The 17,013-nt window shown below is 74.2% G+C and carries 15 protein-coding genes; 4 read left to right on the forward strand and 11 right to left on the reverse strand.

All coding sequences use genetic code 11. From position 1 onward, the window contains the following. Window positions 1–83: 83 nt before the first annotated feature. Window positions 84–962, forward strand: a complete 879-nt coding sequence (locus DCW30_RS02280; protein WP_076686519.1) for an ATP-grasp domain-containing protein — start codon at window positions 84–86, stop codon at window positions 960–962. On the opposite strand, the gene DCW30_RS02285 is transcribed toward DCW30_RS02280, so the two are convergent. From DCW30_RS02285 to pgfA, 10 genes are all read right to left on the reverse strand, one after another. Next, on the reverse strand, window positions 946–1,623 hold the full coding sequence (locus DCW30_RS02285; protein ID WP_076686520.1) for a hypothetical protein: 678 nt from the start codon (window positions 1,621–1,623) through the stop codon (window positions 946–948). The two genes, DCW30_RS02280 and DCW30_RS02285, sit on opposite strands and share 17 nt — an antisense overlap. After that, window positions 1,604–2,407, reverse strand: a complete 804-nt coding sequence (locus DCW30_RS02290) for an FkbM family methyltransferase (protein WP_076686521.1) — start codon at window positions 2,405–2,407, stop codon at window positions 1,604–1,606. The genes DCW30_RS02285 and DCW30_RS02290 overlap by 20 nt, the downstream gene beginning before the upstream one ends. Then, a complete protein-coding gene (locus DCW30_RS02295; RefSeq protein ID WP_062776950.1) occupies window positions 2,404–2,634 on the reverse strand; it encodes a Trm112 family protein in 231 nt (76 codons plus the stop codon). Before DCW30_RS02295 ends, DCW30_RS02290 begins: the two co-directional genes overlap by 4 nt. Beyond that, a complete protein-coding gene (locus DCW30_RS02300; RefSeq protein WP_076689369.1) occupies window positions 2,631–3,536 on the reverse strand; it encodes a hypothetical protein in 906 nt (301 codons plus the stop codon). Before DCW30_RS02300 ends, DCW30_RS02295 begins: the two co-directional genes overlap by 4 nt. A 17-nt stretch (window positions 3,537–3,553) precedes the next feature. Beyond that, window positions 3,554–4,291, reverse strand: coding sequence for a class I SAM-dependent methyltransferase (locus DCW30_RS02305; RefSeq protein WP_076686522.1), 738 nt, complete (start codon window positions 4,289–4,291; stop codon window positions 3,554–3,556). Beyond that, window positions 4,288–5,673: a condensation protein gene (locus DCW30_RS02310; protein WP_076686523.1), complete on the reverse strand. Its 1,386-nt coding sequence runs from the start codon at window positions 5,671–5,673 to the stop codon at window positions 4,288–4,290. Before DCW30_RS02310 ends, DCW30_RS02305 begins: the two co-directional genes overlap by 4 nt. Next, on the reverse strand, window positions 5,670–10,028 hold the full coding sequence (locus tag DCW30_RS02315; protein ID WP_079250154.1) for an alpha-(1->3)-arabinofuranosyltransferase: 4,359 nt from the start codon (window positions 10,026–10,028) through the stop codon (window positions 5,670–5,672). Before DCW30_RS02315 ends, DCW30_RS02310 begins: the two co-directional genes overlap by 4 nt. Beyond that, a complete protein-coding gene (locus tag DCW30_RS02320) occupies window positions 10,025–10,753 on the reverse strand; it encodes a class I SAM-dependent methyltransferase (RefSeq protein WP_062776943.1) in 729 nt (242 codons plus the stop codon). Before DCW30_RS02320 ends, DCW30_RS02315 begins: the two co-directional genes overlap by 4 nt. After that, entirely contained in the window at window positions 10,754–11,926 is a 1,173-nt protein-coding gene (locus tag DCW30_RS02325) for a glycosyltransferase family 4 protein (RefSeq protein ID WP_062776941.1), read from the reverse strand. A gap of 326 nt (window positions 11,927–12,252) precedes the next feature. Next, window positions 12,253–13,287 (reverse strand): cell envelope lipid trafficking protein PgfA, encoded by a 1,035-nt coding sequence (pgfA, locus tag DCW30_RS02330; protein WP_076686524.1) that lies wholly within the window; start codon window positions 13,285–13,287, stop codon window positions 12,253–12,255. A 232-nt stretch (window positions 13,288–13,519) separates the two neighbouring features. Between pgfA and DCW30_RS36480 the strand changes: the two genes are divergently transcribed. Continuing rightward, complete coding sequence (locus DCW30_RS36480) at window positions 13,520–13,672, forward strand: hypothetical protein (RefSeq protein WP_162933590.1); 153 nt, start codon at window positions 13,520–13,522, stop codon at window positions 13,670–13,672. Between the two features lie 36 nt (window positions 13,673–13,708). Beyond that, window positions 13,709–15,013 carry a PucR-like N-terminal domain-containing protein gene (locus DCW30_RS02335; RefSeq protein WP_076689371.1) on the forward strand — a complete coding sequence of 435 codons (1,305 nt, stop codon included), beginning with the start codon at window positions 13,709–13,711 and terminating at the stop codon, window positions 15,011–15,013. A 142-nt stretch (window positions 15,014–15,155) separates the two neighbouring features. Here the strand turns inward: DCW30_RS02335 and DCW30_RS02340 are convergent, their stop codons facing one another. Further along, window positions 15,156–16,025, reverse strand: a complete 870-nt coding sequence (locus tag DCW30_RS02340; protein ID WP_205576619.1) for a YwqG family protein — start codon at window positions 16,023–16,025, stop codon at window positions 15,156–15,158. Between the two features lie 169 nt (window positions 16,026–16,194). Between DCW30_RS02340 and DCW30_RS02345 the strand changes: the two genes are divergently transcribed. Continuing rightward, on the forward strand, window positions 16,195–16,959 hold the full coding sequence (locus tag DCW30_RS02345) for an SCO2400 family protein (protein ID WP_076686527.1): 765 nt from the start codon (window positions 16,195–16,197) through the stop codon (window positions 16,957–16,959). Window positions 16,960–17,013 lie beyond the last annotated feature (54 nt).

A 17,013-nucleotide genomic window follows, 5' to 3' on the forward strand; every position in this document is an offset into this window, starting at 1 on the left:
GCGCTTGTTAGCCTGCGGGGTCGAAGTTCCGTACGCGTGAACAGGCGTACGGGCACGCCTGGCAGAGTTAAGAGGAGCCCCCCGTGGCAAGTCCCCGCGTCGCGCTCGTGACCCGACGTCCGCAGCCGGAGTACGACCACGACCTTCCGGTCCTCGCCCGGGCCCTCGCCGACGCGGACGCCGACGCCCACGTCGTGGGGTGGGACGACCCGGACGTCGACTGGGCCGGCTTCGACCTCGCGGTGATCAGGTCGACATGGGACTACAGCTGGCGCACCGAGGAGTACGTGGCGTGGGCCGAGCGGTGCGCGGAGCTCACGCGGCTCGCCAACCCCGCGGAGGTCGTGCGCTGGAACACCGACAAGCGCTACCTGGGCGAGCTGGCCGCGGCGGGCGTCCCCACCGTGCCGACCTTGTACTCCGCTCCCGGCGAGAGCGTCGAACTCACCGGCGGCGACGCGGAGTTCGTCGTCAAGCCGGCCTCCGGGGCCGGGGCGCGCTACGCCGGCCGCTACCGCGCCGACGAGCACGAGGCCGCCCTCGCCCACATCGCCCGTATGCACGACGAGGGCTTCACCGCCATGGTGCAGCCCTATGTGCGGCGCATCGACGTCACCGGGGAGCGCGCCCTCGTCTTCATCGGCGGGGAGTTCCTGCACGCGATACGCAAGGGAGCGGTCCTCGCGCCCGGCACGGCCTACGACGCCGACAAGACGCCCCACCCCGACCTGCGCCCCTGGGAGCCCTCGGCCGCCGAGCTCGACGTCGCCGCGCGGGCGCTCGCCGCCGTCCCCGGCTCGCCCGAGCTGCTCTACGCGCGCGTGGACATCGTCGACGGCGAAGGGCCCGGGGACGGGCCGCGGGTGATGGAGCTGGAGCTCGTCGAGCCCAACCTCTTCCTCGGCGTCCACCCCGGCTCGCTCGACCGCGTCGTGGAGGGGATCCTCAAGGCCGCGGTGTGAGCGGCGGGCCCCCGCCGGGGAACTCCACGCGCTGGAGCAGCCCCCAGGTGAACTCCGCCACGCAGCGCCGCCGCGGGCCGTCCGCGCCCCCGGCTTCCGGCGCGTCGAACGCCAGCCGCCACCGCGTCGGCGCCGTCCCCTCCAGGGACCGGGCGGGAGCGAAGGCGCGCGCCACCTCGTCCACGGTGCAGGACCAGGGGGCGAGGTCGGCGAGCGCACGGAGTTCGGGGCCCGGCATCCCCGGCGCGCGCACCAGCCTCCCCCATGGCTCGAAGAGCGTGGGAGGGGCCCCCACGTTCCACACGCCCCCGCCGGGCGCGAGCAGCACCTCGAAGCGCAGATCGGGCCAGAGCGGCAGCGGCCAGAGCAGGGCCTCGCACTCCAGGTCGCCGATCGTGCGGCGGGCGGTCGACCCGGGGGCGCCGAGGACCGAGCGGTAGCGGGAGCGGGCGCCGCGCGCGCCGCCGCGGCCCCGGGTCATCGCCTGCCAGCGGCGGTTGGCCTCCCGCATCCGGGCCACGGAGACGCCGAGCTCGTGCCGGGCGCGCTCCACGAGGCCGGGGTTGTGGTCGGCCATGCGGCGCAGCAGGACGAGCTGGAAGTCCAGCGGGGTGAAGGGGGCGGCGGGCGGCGGCGTGGGCCTAGCGGACATGTGCCCCATCGTCGCGCACCGCGAAGGCTCCCGGGCGGCGGCCTTCGGGGAGGAACAGGACCGAGTTGACGTACCGGGGGCGGCGCGGGGTGAGCACCCGGCGCAGCAGGCCCTGCGTCACCACGTACGACGTGTCGGACTGGTGGGCCTCCAGGTCGAAGGCGGCGAGCGGCAGCCACGTGTCGTGCGGCAGGACCCAGCCGCGGTAGCCGTGCTCGCGGGTGAGCAGCTCCACGATCGGCCCGATCGGCTGGATGCGGGCCTCCAGCTCGATGAAGAGCGCCGGCCGGTCCCTGGTGATCAGCTCGCGCGCGCCCCGCAGCACCGGCAGCTCGTTGCCGTCCACGTCGATCTTGACGAAGTGCACGTCCCGCAGGCCGAGCCCGTCGAGCGTCAGGCACGGCACGTCGAGGGCACGGGCGTGGATGTCCCGGCGGATCAGGGACGACACGCCCCGCTCGCCCCGGTCGCCGGCCGGCAGCCAGAGCCGGGCGGTGCCCGGCCGGTCCGTGGCGGCGCCCTGGACGACGCGGACGTTGGGCGGGGTGCTCGCGGCGAGCAGCCGGGCGAGGCGCGGCACCGGCTCCACGGTCACCACGTGCCGCGCCCGCGAGGCGAGGCGGCGCGACCAGGGCCCGTACCAGCCGCCGACGTCCACGGCCGTGGCGCAGTCCGGCGGGCAGAGGTCGCCGAGCCGGGCCAGCTCGGGCTCGAAGCGCGGGTAGACGAGCCGGGCCAGGGCGGCGATGAGCCGGTCGGGCACGAAGGGGGCCAGCCGGGCGGCCAGGGTCATGAGCGCGACATCCGCTCGACGATCCGCTCGTGCTCGTCCTCGGCGACCTGTTCGCCGGAGGACGGCAGGAGCTGCGGGATGCCGTCGATGACCGGATACCTGCGGCGCAGGCGCGGGTTGTACAGCGCCTCCTGCGGCACGAGTGGCTCCTCCGGGGCCAGCAGGTGCAGCGGGCCCTTGTCCAGCGGGCAGGCGAGGATGCGCAGCAGCGGGTCGTCGGGGTTCATCCGCTCGTCAGCTCCTTGGGGGGTGAGGGGTGGGAAGGGGCGCGGTCGTGCTTCGGCATGGCGAGCAGGACGGTGACCGCGAGCACCGTGCCCGCGATCCGCAGGCCGAGCCGGACCGGCTCGTGCGGCAGTGCCTCGCCGAACGCCAGCGTCCCGAGCACCGCGGTGAACAGCGCCGTCACGGTCGTGCACACCGGGACGATCAGCGAGGCCCGGCAGCGCTGGAGCGCGGCCTGCGACATGATCAGGCCGAACGCCCCGGTGAACATCAGCAGATACGGGTACGGCGAGCGCAGCAGGTCGACGAGGGCGCCGCCGAGCCCCTGCGTGGTCAGGTGGCTGGAGACGCCCTTGATGGCCAGCGAGCTCACGCCGTACAGGAGCCCGACCGCGACGCCGTACTCCACGCCGGCCGTCGGCATGCGGTGCCGGTGCTTCGCGCGGCGCTCCGCCGAGCTGTAGAGCCACAGGCCCGCGGCGAGCGAGGGCAGGCAGACGGTGAGGACCAGGGGCGCGGGCGCTCCCCGGCCGACCGTGTCGCTGCCCTCGCTCAGCGACAGGACGACCATGAGCAGCGCGAGGAGGATCGCGCCGACCGCGTACCGCTCGCGCCCCGAGGTCTCCTCGCCGAGCAGCACGGAGGACAGGAGCAGCAGCAGGACGAGCCCGGAGACGAAGATGCCCTGGGCGGCGGCGATCGGCAGCGTCCGGTACACGGCGAGCTGCGCGCCGAACCCCGCCGCGAGAGCCAGCGAACCGCCGATCCACAGCGGGCTGCCGAGCACCTGCCCGAGCAGCCGGACGGGGTTGCGGACGCTGACGGACGGCATGGTCGTCAGCGCCCGCTTCTCCAGGACGAAGCCGGTGCTGTAGAGCACGTTCGCGAGCAGTGCCGCGGCCACACCCCACCACATGGGACTCAGGTCCTTCGGGCGTGCAGCAGCAGGATGGACGAGGCGCTCGGCGCCGCGCAGGCGAGCCGGTCCAGGGCGCGCAGCGGGCGCGGCACCCCGTGGAAGGGCGCTCCGGAGAGGCGGACCACCTCGAAGCCGCTCGCGGCGACGAACTCCCGCAGCGCGCGGGCGGTGTAGAGCCGCAGATGGCCCACGACCTCGGTGCCGGGGCGGCCGTGGATGCCGCGCAGGCTCACCTCGGAGAAGACCGGCTGCACGCCCGCGAGGAGCAGGCCGCGGTTGTACCAGGCGGCGAGGTTGGGCGTGGACAGCATCAGATGGCCGCCGGGCCGCAGGACCCTGCGCAGTTCGTCCAGGGCGCTGTCCGGGTCCACCAGGTGCTCGATGACCTCGCTGAACAGGACGGCGTCGGCGGAGCCGTCCGCGAAGGGCAGCCCGCCGCCGGTCAGTTCGCCCCGTACGACGTCGGGCAGGTGGGCGTGGGCGCGCTTCAGGGCGTCCTGGGACCAGTCGACGCCGATCACCCGGTGGCCCGCGAGCAGCGGGGCGGCGGTCGCCGCCGCCGTGCCGTCGCCGCAGCCGACGTCGAGGACCGTGGCGGGGCTGGACGTGGCGGGTCCGAGGGCGGCGGCGAGGATGCGCGCCTGGCGGAGGCTGCGGGCGTCGCCGGAGGCCACGGGGACGGCCGGGTTCTCGTAGAAGTCGCGGAGCCGGGCCGGGGGTCCGCTCGTCGTGGTGGTCACTCGGGCCCTCCGTTCCCGTCGGCCTCCGTGTGCTCCGTCGCATGGAGGTAGTGCTCGAACAGATCCCGCAGGTGTGCCCCGTCGCCGTGGCTGAGCAGTGTCTTCGACCAGCGCAGGGCGAGGTGCAGCCGGCCCGCGGTCGACGCCGTGGTCACCGTGAGGCCGCGCGGCAGCCGGGCGGGCGCGGAGAACCACACGGCGTGCGCGCGGCCCGCGTCGCCGAAGTCCAGGGCGTAGGGGATGCGGCCGATGTTGCTCAGGAGCGTCGTCGACGTCCAGGGCGCGGCGGCCCTGCGCAGCCCGCGCGTGAGGGCCGCCCGGAAGGTGACGGGGAGCACCGGGGCGGTCAGCAGCGCGGCCCCGTGGCCCAGTTGCGGGCGCGCCATGGCCTTGAGCGCGCGGGTGCGCTCGGAGGTGCGGCACAGCAGACCGCGGATGGCGTCCGGGGTCCAGTCGCGTCCGGCGAGCTCGGCCGCGCCGAACGGCACCTCGACCAGGCGGGTGCCGTTGCCGATGGGCATGGTCGCGTCGCGCGGCCGGTCGTCCACCGGCATCGTGATGCGCAGGGGCCTCGGCCGCGCCCCGTGCTCGCGGTTCCAGTGGGCGATCATCAGCGCCGTCGCCACCATGAGCTGGTCGTTCACGGTGAACGCGGAGCCCTTGGGCCGGTGCGGCACGGGCAGCTCCGCGACGAGCATGCCGTTGCCCGGCGACGGCTCGGGCGTGCCCTTGCTGACCCGGGCCGGCGGCGTCCAGCCCGCGGCGGCGTCCGGCGGCGGCGCGGCGGCCGACCCCGCGCTCTCGGCCGGGCGGACCGGGGGCGCGGCCGGGGAGTTGTCCTCGCCGCCGTAGATCTCGGCGGCCGTGGCGAGGACGCGGAGGCAGGCGGGACCGTCAAGGGCGGTGTGGTTGATGGTGAGCAGGAGGACCGAACCGCCGTCCGCGCCCGCCCCGGCGGCGCCCTTCGGCGGTTCCTCCGCAGGCAGCACCTCCAGGCGGATCGGCGGCGAGGCCGTCAGCGGCGGGGCCTCCGCGAGCGCCCGCTCACGGGCGCGCTTCAGGGCGTCCCGCCCGGCCGGGGGGAAGGACACCACCTCCGTGTCGGCCTCCGCCGTCAGCTCCCACTCGTAACGGCGGCGGTACCAGGGGCCGTGCGCCTCCCGCATCAGGATGCGGGGGTGGCGGCGCAGGGCCTCGTGGAACGCGGTCCGCAGCCGTGCCGGGTCCGGGACGCCCGGCAGGTGCACCTCGATGTGCACGGTCTCCGGTTCCTGCTCCTGGAGGCAGTGCCGGGAGACCTCGTCGACGACGGGGAACGGCACCCTCGCGGGCGGCCGTCCCGGCCCGTCCGCGCGCCGTGCCGGGTGTTCGAGGGCGGTCATCGCTGCGTGCCTTCTCCCGGGGTGTGCGGTCCTTCGGCCGGTGGCCGAGGCGTGGCGGGGCCGCGGGCCGAGACCGTGGGCCCCGCCCCCGGGTCCGCCGGCGCCGGACCGCCGGGGCCCTGCTCGCGGTGCGGCAGCGGGGGCGTCGTGGGCGGGACGGTCTGCTGGGGCGCGGGTCCCCCGGCGGGTCCGTACACCAGCGTGTCGTCGGCGCCGGTGTCCGCATGCCGCGCCCGCCGCTCCGTCACGGACACCAGGGCCGCGAACAGGGCGATCAGCGCGAGGAGTTGCGCCAGGTGACCGAACGCGCCCTCGTCGGACGCGGCGGCCGCCCCGCCGGCGCCCGTCGCCGCCACGATGCCCGCTCCCGCCATCGCGGCGAACGCGATCGGCACGAGCAGCGCGTGCCGCCACCACGCGAGGAGCGCGAGGGCGGGCACGAGCAGCGCGAGCGGGCCCGCGACGACCGCCGCCACCAGGGTGAGCGCCACCGTGCCGAGGATCAGGCCGGGGGCGGGCGGCGCGGGCGCGGGGGCGTCCTGGTCGGTCTCGCGGCGCCACAGGACGGCGAGCGCGAGCAGGGCGAGGACGCCGACAGCGGCCAGGATGAGCCCGATCTCGTAGGTCGTCGACGGCTCGTAGGTGAGCTTCACCGTGCCGCCCTCGCCCTCGGGCACGAGCCAGCCCTGCTGCCAGCCGTCGAGCCGCAGCGAGGACAGCTCCTTGCCGTTCAGGGTCGCCTTCCAGCCGTCGTTCACGTTCTCGTACGTGGTGAGGTACGAGGCCGCTCCCGCGCCCACCGTCAGCTCGCGGCGGTCGCCGAGCCAGTCCTCGACCTTCAGCTCACGCGCGGCGGTGTCGACGCTGCCCGGGGTGCCCCGGGTGAGGGAGGCGTCCATGACGGCGAGGGGGCCCGCGTCGCCGGTCTCGACGCTGTGCGCCCCGGCCTCCAGCTCGACGGTGGTGTCCTTCTCGCCGAGCCGGCAGAGGCCGACCTCGATCGGCCGGCGGTCGGTGAGGTCACGGACCGTGCCCTTCGCGCTCGACTCGTACAGCTCGCCGTCGATCGACATGACCGGGCCCTGGCCGCAGGGGAGCGAGAAGCGCTTCGCCGGGTCGGGCTGCTTCGTGCGGTACTTGTCGAGCGCCGGGACGTAGACCTCGGTGAGGCCCACGGGGAGCTGGAGGTCGGCGTCCGCCACCGGGTTGTGGACCGTCAGCGGCGCCGTCTCCGTGATGGTGATGTCCATCCGGTCGGTGGTGATCGGCGCGAAGCGGGCGTTGCCGTTCTCGTCGACGCCCGCGGTCGCGGCGCCGTCCGGCGAGCTGATCTCGATCTTCTGCGGCCGGGTGGACAGGCCGCCCGCCGCGGGCAGCACGATCTCGCCCACCGGCTGCTTGTCCGGCCACTTGAGGTGGATGACGGGCCGGTTCCCACCGCCCGCGACCCAAGCCGTGGTCAGGTCGCCGTCGGTGAGGTTGCGCGGCGAGAGACCGTTGCCCAGCTTCGCGGTGGAGTCCGCGGTCGCGATGATCTGCTGTTCCTGCTCGGGCGCCACCTTGTAGAGGAGCTCGTCGAGTTCACGGCCGGGCACGGCCACCGCGCTCGCCTTCACCTCGTACTCGCCGTCGGCCGTCGTCGTGAACCGGCGGTGCAGGCCCGACTCGGGGTCCGCCTGCGAGAAGGCGCCGGGGTCGGAGGTGCGGTGCAGGGAGTACGTGGTCGCCTTCGCGTCGGTGACCTTCTCCGCGTCCTCGGGCAGCTGGAGGAGACGGGTGACCCGCACCTCGGGGATCGTGATCTCCGAGAAGCCCGCGCCGGTCAGGCCGGGGCGCGCCACCTGGGTGTCCACGATCGTGATCTTGATGAAGTCGGTCTCGCCCGCGGCGGCCCTCACGCGCTGCGGCTCGCCGTTGGTCCGGAGCGGGCTCGTGACGCTGCCGTGCTCCGTCTCCACCCGGATGCGGGTGGGCGCGGCCCGCACGCCGTCCTGCGGCAGCGGGGTGACCCGGAACGACGAGGGCACGTCGACCTTCGCGTTGAACTCGGCTTTGATCCACTCGCCGTCCGCCGAACCGGCGTTGCCCTCGGCCCACGCCGTGGCCGGGTTCCCGTCGAAGGCGTTCACCGGGTCGTACTGCGGCAGGTGGAAGAGCCAGTTGCCGTAGCTGGAGGCCGTGACCGACCTGGCGCCACGCAGCTCCGCCGTCGTCTGGTGCTCGACGCCGTCGCTCGGCAGGATCTGGTGCGGCTTCTCGCCCGGGTTCTGGAGCGCCTCGGCCGCGTTCCTCTCGTCGCGGCCGTAGGTGTACGAGGTGTTGGAGCTGACCAGGCCGAAGCGGGTGTCGGCGCGGCGCAGGCCGTCACCGACCGCCTGGAGGCCGGGCGCCCCGAGCCCCGGGTGGTTGTCGCCCGCGAGGACGGTGGGACGGTCCCGCATCTCCGGGTCGGCGGAGAGCGGCAGCAGCGACTCGGGGCCACCGCTGACCACCGCCGTGTTGGACACCGGCTTCAGGCCCGCCTGGCCGGGACGCTCGGCGCCGGCGCCGGGGGCGTAGATCTCGACCGCGCGCTGGCGCGGGAAGAGGCCCTCGACCTGCACGGGCGTGTCGTCGGCGATGACACCGCCGGTGGTCTGCGGGCCGAAGCCCGTCACGCGGCGGAAACCGGACTCCTCCAGGGTGCGCTTGACCGTGGCGGTCGGCACGTTGCCGACCTGGTCGGGGTCGAGGTCGTTGCGGACGACGACGTAGTACAGGCCGGCCCGCGTCACGTAGTCGCTCAGGCCCGGCACTTCGGCGCCGGTCCGCAGCGCCTGCTCGACGGCGTCCATCGCGCGCCGGTTGCCGGGCGTGCCGAACGGCACGTAGTCGCGCTGCGCCCAGCGCGACTCGGCGAGCACGTCGAGGGGCTGGTCGATGGGGGAGCCCCAGGTGTAGATGCCGTGCGCGGTCGCGGGCACGACCAGGGCGCGCGAGTCGGGCGAGTACTTCTTCAGCCAGTCGGCCGTCGCCTCCCAGTAGGTGGGCAGCTTCTGGAACGAACCCGGCTGGAGGATCGCGCCGTTGACGTAGGGCAGGGCGAGGCCGGGCAGGACCAGGACCGTCGCGATCAGCGGCGCGAACCGCCTGCCGCGCACCGGCCGGGCCCCGCGCGCCCGCGAGGCCACGCCCACCAGGTGCGCCAGTCCGAGGACCAGGGCGAGGGCGAGGCCCGTCTGGAACTTGTAGATGTTGCGGAAGGGCACGAGCCCGCCGTCCAGCCAGGACTGGACGGCGCCGTGGAAGGGGGCGCCGAACGCGCCGCCGTACCCGGCGAGGGTGATCAGGGCGACCGAGAGGACGGTCAGGACCAGCCAGCGCCGCTCCGGCAGATCGCGGCGGGCGAGCCCCGCGAGGCCGGCGGCGGCGGCGAGCGCCGAGCAGACGACGGCCACGACGGCCGTCGCCACCGTCCATCCCGCGGGCAGCCAGGCCTCGCCGAAGTGCAGGTACGCCACCCAGTTGCCGGCGCCACGCAGGGCCTCGGTCGCCGACATGGTGCCGGTCGTGGTGGCCGAGTCCTCCACGTAGGGCAGGAAGTTCTCGCCGTAGATGCCGAGCATGAGCAGCGGCACGACCCACCAGGCGGTAGCCAGGACGACCCCGGGCACCCACCAGGTGATCAGCTTCCGCTTGCGCGGGCCGTTGGGGCGGGAGAGCAGATAGAGGCCCACGGGCAGCAGCGAGGCGAGCGTCGCCGCCGCGTTCACGCCGCCCATGAACGGGATGATCAGCGCCGACCGGCAGGCGGCGAGGCGCGCGCTGATCCGGTCGTTCGTCAGCGGCAGCAGCACCCACGGAAGGAACGCGCCGGGCAGCGCCGCCGCCGACGTCGAGCCGATGACCACGGTGAACGTCGGCCACAGGGCGTACACCACCGCGCCGAGCAGCCTGCTGGAGCGGCTGCCGATGCCCAGCCGCTCGGCGAGCCGCAGCGCGCCCCAGAACGCGACCGCGAGGATCAGCGAGAACCAGAGCCGCTCAGCGATCCACACCGGTATCTGCACCAGATCGGCGAGGCCGTAGAACGGCAGCATCGGGAAGACGTAGCCGACGTACTGGTCCTGGATGCCGCCGAAGCCGCCCCGGTCGTGCCAGAGCTGGCCCAGGTCGGAGAGGAACTGCCAGGGGTCGACGGCGACACCGAGCTTGGTGTCGAACGTCATGCGCCCGGGTTTCGCCGCCAGAAGGAGCACGAACACCACGGCCCAGAACCCGAGCAGCCAGCGCCGCGAGCGCGGCCCCCGCGAGGGTTCGGGCGCATCGGTCGTGGGTCTTGCGGCCACCGGGGGTGGGGCCTGGACCGTGGTCATGCACACCGCCTGAGGATGAGAAGGAGATTCCAGGTCGCGACCTCGCGCACCACCGGCACCCGCGTGACCGCCCCGGCCAGGAACGGCCAGTAGCGCGAGCGCGCCGACACCACGGCCACGTCGTCGCGGGCCCGTACCTGACGCAGGGTCGCGCCGACGTGGTGTGCGAAGAGGTTCTCGCCGAGCTTGTGTTTCGCGGCTCTGCCCGTACGCCGTTCATAGCGGGCGCGGGCCCGGTCGGCGCCCAGGTAGTGCCAGGGCGCCCACTCGTGACCGCCCCAGGGGGAGAGCCAGTTGGTGAAGGAGACATAGATGAGACCGCCGGGCCGGGTGACCCTGACCATCTCGCTGAGGAACGTCTGGGGGTCGTCGACGTGTTCGAGCACATTGGAGGAGAACGTCACGTCGGCGACGCCGTCCGCCAGCGGCAGCAGATAGCCGTCGGCGAGGACAGAGCCCTCGGGCGGTTTGCTCCCCGAAGCCGTCATCTCCGCGAGATCCGGTTCGAAGAGGTAACTCAGCGCGCCGCGCCGCCGGAACTCCTCGGTGAAGTAGCCGCCCCCGCCGCCGATGTCGACGACGACGCGGTCCTTCACGGGGCCGTACGCCTCGACCTGGTCGGCGGCGTCCTCGGCGAGGAGCGTGTAGCAGCGCTCGGGTTCCTGCTGCTCGCGGAGGAAGGCCCGGAAGAGCGTGGCGGAACGGCGCAGGGACGGGTCCTTCACTCAAGGCCCCTGAGCGGTGTCGGGTTCCAGGTGCGCGGCGACGGCCTCGGCCGCCACCGCCTGGAACTGGCGGACGGTGTTGCCCCAGCGGAACCGCGTGGCCCGCTCGCCCGCGGCCTTGCCGAGGGCCCTGCGGCGCTCCCCGCTCAGCGCGAGGGTGCACCAGGCGGCGGCGAAGGAGCTCTCGCCGCGGGCCAGGAGTCCGGTCACGCCGTCCTCGATGGAGTCGCGGACCCCGGGGACGTCGAAGCCGACCGAGGGGGTCGAGCGGGTCGCGGCCTCGGTGATGACCAGGCCCCAGCCCTCCACGGCGGAGGGGTGGAGCAGCATCCAGGCCTCGCACAGCAGGCGGTGCTTCTCCGCCTCGGAGACGTGCCCCCTGAAGTCGACGCCGGGGCCCGCCAGCTGCTCCAGGCGCGCGCGTTCGGGACCGTCGCCCACGATCACGAGCCGGCCGCCCGTGACGGGTCTGACCCGCTCCCACAGGCGCAGCAGCAGATCGATCCGCTTGTACTCGACGAGGCGTCCCATCGCCAGGAAGAGCGGCTCGTCGGAGCGGGCGTGCAGCGGGCCCGGCTCCTCGACGCCGTTGTGCACGATGCGGATGCGCTCGCGCTCCACGCCGATCCCGCGCAGCGCGGTGGCCGTCGACGGGGAGACGGCCACCAGGAGGTTGCCGCGCTGCGCGCCGGACAGCGCCCAGTGTTCGAGGCGCCGACCGAGCCGGGCCGCGGGTGCGAGCGCTCCGGGGAAGCGCATGCCCCACAGGTCGGTGTGGACGTGGTTGACGAGGCAGAGCGTCGGCCCCCTGTGCCACAGCGGCGCCAGGTACGGCATGCCGTTGCAGACCTCGACGAGCAGGTCGCAGTCGCCCACCTGCCGGGTGAAGGCCGAGCGCGCCCGCAGGTAGTGGCCGAATTCGCCGCCCGCCGACACCACGCGGTAGTCGCGGTAGGCGGCGGGACCGCCGCAGAGCAGCGTGACCTGGTGGCCCAGCTTGCTGAGCCCGTCGGCCAGCCGGTCGACGAGCAGTTCGGAGCCCCCCGCGGCCGGGTTGCCGAGGTCGCGGTGGGCGAGGAAGACGATCCGGCGCGGCTGTGGGGGAGGCGCGGGAAGCCGCTGTGCGTGGCGTGGGGCGGCCGCGCGCAGCGAGGACGGTACGTGCTGGGGCATGCGTGCTCCAACTCGTCTCAGGGTGCGGAACTGTGGGGGGTCCGGTCGGCGGAACGATCCTGCTGGGTGGAGCAGGGTGGTGCTGGGTTCTGCTGGGTGGAGCGGGGTGGTGCCGGGTGGGGCGGAGGCCGGGCCGCGGAGCGGTGGGGTCGCTCCGCGTAAGTGCGGTGCTCGGCCTGTGCGGGGGTGGTGCGTGGATGGTGCGGGGGAAGTGCTCGGGTGGTGCGGGGACCGTGCTCGGGTGGGGTGGTCAGTTTTAGCCGCCCGGTACCGCGCGGCTACTCACCGAAGTGACAATTTCCGGGCTTTTCAGCGCTGACGTCTCATCACTTCGTGGTGGACTGCAGGGGGCTTCGGGACGCGGCGGGATTCGGACTCCCCGGTTCCGTCGATCCGGCGCTGTCGCCGGGGCCGTTCGCCCCGTCGTCCCTGCGGCCCCGGACCACCAGCACGATTCCGGCCACCGCGAGCGCCACACCGAGCGCCCCCGCCGCCACGGGCAGCGTCCCGCCCACCAGCTTCAGCCGGCCGCTGTCGTCCTTGGCGAGCTTCACCTGCGCCTTCTGCGTGGCCGTGTCGAACGCGACCCGCTCGCTGTCGAGCAGCACCGTGGCGTCCTTGTCCGAACCCGGCGCCCGCAGCGTCTTGCGCGGCCCGATGGCGGCGTAGATGATCCGGCCGGTCCGCTGGTCGGCGACGAGCTCGATGCCGTGGTTGGCGTAGTACTCGTCGGCGATCACCTGGCTCTTCTTCGGCTGCCCGACCAGGCGTCCCGGCACCTGACGCGTGCCGGTCTTGGTGGCCTTCACCGTGCCCGTGAACCGGTAGCCCTCGTAGCCCTGGACCTTCTTCGTGCCCCGGTAGGCGAGCGGCACCGTCGCCCCCAGCGTGTTGTCCCACCACAGGTAGGACCGCTTCTCCACGTCGAAGGGGAACTTCAGATAGGCCTCGCCCTCGAAGTACGGCTTCTCGCCGCAGCAGTGCACCGGCCTGTTCGTCTTCCGGTCGGTGACCCAGCGCTCCTGCGTCCACTGGAGCGAGTCGTGCGGGTCGGCCGCCGGCAGCGAACCGTCCGGGTCGACGGAGGTCACCACGTCCCAGACGGCGCGCCCGTGCTCCTCGCTGTCCGCGACGTCGCCGCGCACCTGCCGGGTGATGGTGAGGTTCTTGTCGCGGACCGTCTTGATCTTCGCGGTGTCGAAATAGCTTCCCGTGCCCTTGAAGACGGTGGTCGTGTCGATGTCGATGGGCGTGCGTTTCGCGCGTGGCTCCACGTACCAGGCGAGCAACGGCGCCAGGACCAGAAGGAACGCGCCGAGACCTAGCAGGATCAGCGAAAAAGGTGAGGTGGTGCGGCGCATGGGGCACTCCTGGGCTATGGGCGGGGAGAAGTGTTACCGAGCCGTACGTATGGGCCGGGAACCGTAGGCGCACCCTTGACGAAGTGTCAATGCGTACCAAACACTGAGTACGCGCCGGACGGGGCCGGCAGGGACTGTGTGACCGGGACTTCATGGCCGAGGCCGTATGGCCGTGGCCGTCCCGGTATGACCAGGGTGGGGACGACCTCCGACAGAGAGGCTGGCCCTCGCAATGCACCGACTGATCGCCGCTTCGCTCACCGTCGCCGCCGGGGCGCTGCTCGCCGTGGGCGCCGCCCTCGGCATCGTCGCGCTCCTCGACGCCACTCCCGACCAGCCCAACACACCGCTGGTGCACTACGAAACGCCTGAGCGGGGTCAGTGAGAGACCGTGGCCACCACCGAGACCCACCCCGCCGACATGGCGCCCCGAGCCGTGCCCTCCCCGGGCGGTCAGGGCACGTCGTCGGCCCGCTCCGCCTGGCGTGACGTACCGCCGCGCCAGGTGCGCAGGTTCGCCGCGCTCGCCCTGGAGGAGGTGCCCGCGCTCGCCCAGGACATCCTGCGCGAGATCCGCGCCGAGTACCCCGGACTCCCCGTCGTCCTCGACGACTCCGGTGAGCCGATGGCGCTCGTGGGCATCCGCCGCGCCCTGGAGGGCTTCGTCCAGCAACTGGCGTCGCACGAGGGCAGGCCGCGCTATCACCTGGAGGTCTTCCAGGAGTTCGGCCGAGGCGAGGGCCTGCACGGCCGCAGCCTCGACTCGCTCCAGGCGATCTACCGCCTCGGCGTACGCCTCGCCTGGCGCCGCCTCGCCGAGATCGGCCAGCAGATAGAGATCCCGCCCCCCGCCATGTACGAGCTGGCGGAGTCCGGCTTCGAGTACCTCGACGGCCTCGTCGACCAGTCCGTACGCGGCTATGCCGAGGCCGCGGCCCGGGAGGCGGGCGAACGGCTCCGGCTGCAGCGCAAGCTCATGGAGCTGCTGCTCTCGGAGCGGCGCCCCGACCCCGGCTCCGCGTCCTTCGGCGACCGGGGCCAGGGCCACTCGGCCAAGCAGGGCGCGTTCGGCAGCAACCTCGGCGAGCGGGCCGCCCGCATCGGCTGGCAGCTTCCCGAGCGCGTCGCGGTGGGCGTGCTGCTCCGCCCCGCCAGGGAGGCCGTCGCCCCCGCGGTCGGCGAGGGCGTCCTGCTCGACATGGAGGCCGAGCAGCCCCGCATGGTCGTGCCCGACCCCGAGGCCGCGGGCCGCCCCGAACTGCTGCGCCGCGCCATGACCGGCTGGTCGGGAGCCATCGGCCCGCCCGTGCCGCTCGCCGACGCCGCGAAGTCGCTGCGCTGGGCCGAAGCAGCCGTACGCCTCATGGAGCGGGGGCTGCTGCCCGCCGGTGAGGTCCTGCACTGCACGGAGCACACCGAAGCGCTGGTGCTGCTCCAGCCCGAGGAGCTCATCGAGGACCTGGCCCGCCGCTGCCTCGCGCCCCTGGACCACTGCGGGCCCGCCCACGGCCGCCGCCTCGCCGAGACCCTCCTCGCCTGGCTGGAGACGCGCGGCGGCGCCCCGGAGGTCGCGGCGAGGCTCGGCGTCCACCCGCAGACCGTGCGCTACCGCCTGCGCCAGATAAGGGAGCTGTGGGGCGACGAGGTGGACGACCCGGACCGCCGCTTCGAGCTGGAACTGGTGCTGCGGGCCCGGCGGTTGAGGGGCCAGCTGGGACGGGCCTAGGAGCTGGTGCTCGCCGGATCCGTGCGCCGGCGGCCCGACTCCGTGCGCCGGCGGCCCGGCTCCGTGCGCCGGCGGCCCGGCTCCGTGCGCCGGCGGCCCGGCTCCGTGCGCCGGCGACCCGGCTCCTTGCGCCGTCGGCCGGTCAGCAGCACTGCCAGGTGAACATGGCCTTGTCGAAGCGGAGGTCCGCCAGGTCGTCGCGGCGTATGAGCCAGTAGAGGCAGCCGGTGTCGCCCCACATCATGTCCGCCGCGTCGTCCGAGTCGAACTGGGCGAGGAGCACCCACTCCCGCATCTCCCCGGCGAGCCGGGGGTCGTGCCAGTCCGTCTCCGGGCCGAGGGCGGCGCGCGCGACCTCCAGCTCGACGGGGCCCTGCACCGAACGGGGTGTGCCGCCGAGCTGGTGGCCCGCCTCGTCGTCGAGCTGCCACAGGCCGTCGATGAACTGGTCGTCGCACACCGGGTGTTCGTACTCGCTGAAGGGCTCCGCGTCCGGCGCCAGGACCTCCTGGATCTGCGGATGCGTGGGCTCCGCCACCGTCGGCCCCACGCGCGCGGCGAGCGGCACATGGGGGTAGGCCTCCAGCTCGCAGGGGGTGTCGAGGCGGGTGGTCGACGCTCCCGCCGGGACGTACACGACCCGGGCGCCCGCCCATGTCTGCGGGTCGTCCACCTCCACGAACGCCTCGTCCTCGCCGTCCGCTTGGCCGTCGTAGTAGAAGAAGGCGAGGGTGCCGGACGCCGGGAACGGTATGTCGAGGGCGCCCGCCGGCAGCGCCGCGCAGTCCACCGAGGCGATGAACGACAGCGGCCCCTGGCCCTCCCACTCCGGCCACTCCATGGTGTCCGGAAGCCGGGGCTCACCGCCCAACTGCCCCACCACGGCCTCGTCCCCGCCCGCCGCGGCGAGTCGGATGCCGGGCCGCAGCAGCCCGAGCCAGCGCTCGGCCACGTCGGAGGGAAGGTGCTCGTGCGCGAGGGCGTACAGCTCACCCGAGGAGTTCTGCGTCATGCCCCGCATCATGCCTCCTGCCACTGACAACGCCGCCCGGCGAGCGCCCCGGCCAGGACACCGGTGAGAGCCCTGGCAATGCCGCCACGCCCGGAGTTGTTCATTCCGCACACAACTTTCACAGCGGCGGCTTCCGCTGCCACCGGGTGGGGCCTAGCCTCCAAGCCTCATGGACTACTGCCACCCGTGCCGCAGGCACCTCAACGGAGCCCTCGCCTGCCCGGGGTGCGGAACTCCGGCCGAAGCGTGCCGGGAGTACGGGCGGTCGCTCACCGCCGAAGAGGGGTCCGACGCCCGAGGCGGCGCGTACGGCGAGGAGTCACCCCGCGACGGAGGCCGGGCCGGGGGCCGGGTCCGCGCCCGCCGCGGGGAGCGCGGTCGCGCCGCGCACCGGCGCAGGCGCCGCAAGGCCCTCCTCGCCACCGCGGGCCTCGCGCTCGCGGCCGGCGGCCTGAGCCTCGCCGAACTGGGCGCCGAGGCCCCGTCCGAGCAGCCCAGGGCCGCGTCCGCGCCCGACGGCGAGGCGGGGGAGGCCACGGGAGGTGCCACGTCCGCGCCGGGCGGCGGCGCGTCGGCCGAGGGCGCGGCGGCCACGGCGACGGCGTCGGCGACCAGGAGCGGGCAGGCGAAGGACGCCGGGGAGAAGGCCGGGGAGAAGGCCGAGAGGAAGGCCGGAGAGAAGGCTGGGGAGAAGGCCGGGGAGGAGGACCGCCGGAGCGACACGGGCGACGGGCGGGACGGGCCGGGGCGGGGCGAGGAGGGCGGCGACGGGCGGTCGGAGCAGCCCTCGGCGACCGCGCCCCCGGGGGACGATGCCTCCGACGCGCCACGGCCGACCGCGTCCTCGCCCGCCACCGACGCCCCGAAGCCCACCCCGATGCCGGAGCCGACCCCGACGAGGGAGTGCGACCGCTTCCTGTGGTGGTGCACCTGAGCCGAGCCCTGCCGCGCAGGCCTGGGCAGGGCCGAGCGTCGGCCCGGCTCGCGC

The sequence above is a fragment of the Streptomyces alfalfae genome, from assembly GCF_004127445.1.
GTDB classification, from domain to species: domain Bacteria; phylum Actinomycetota; class Actinomycetes; order Streptomycetales; family Streptomycetaceae; genus Streptomyces; species Streptomyces alfalfae.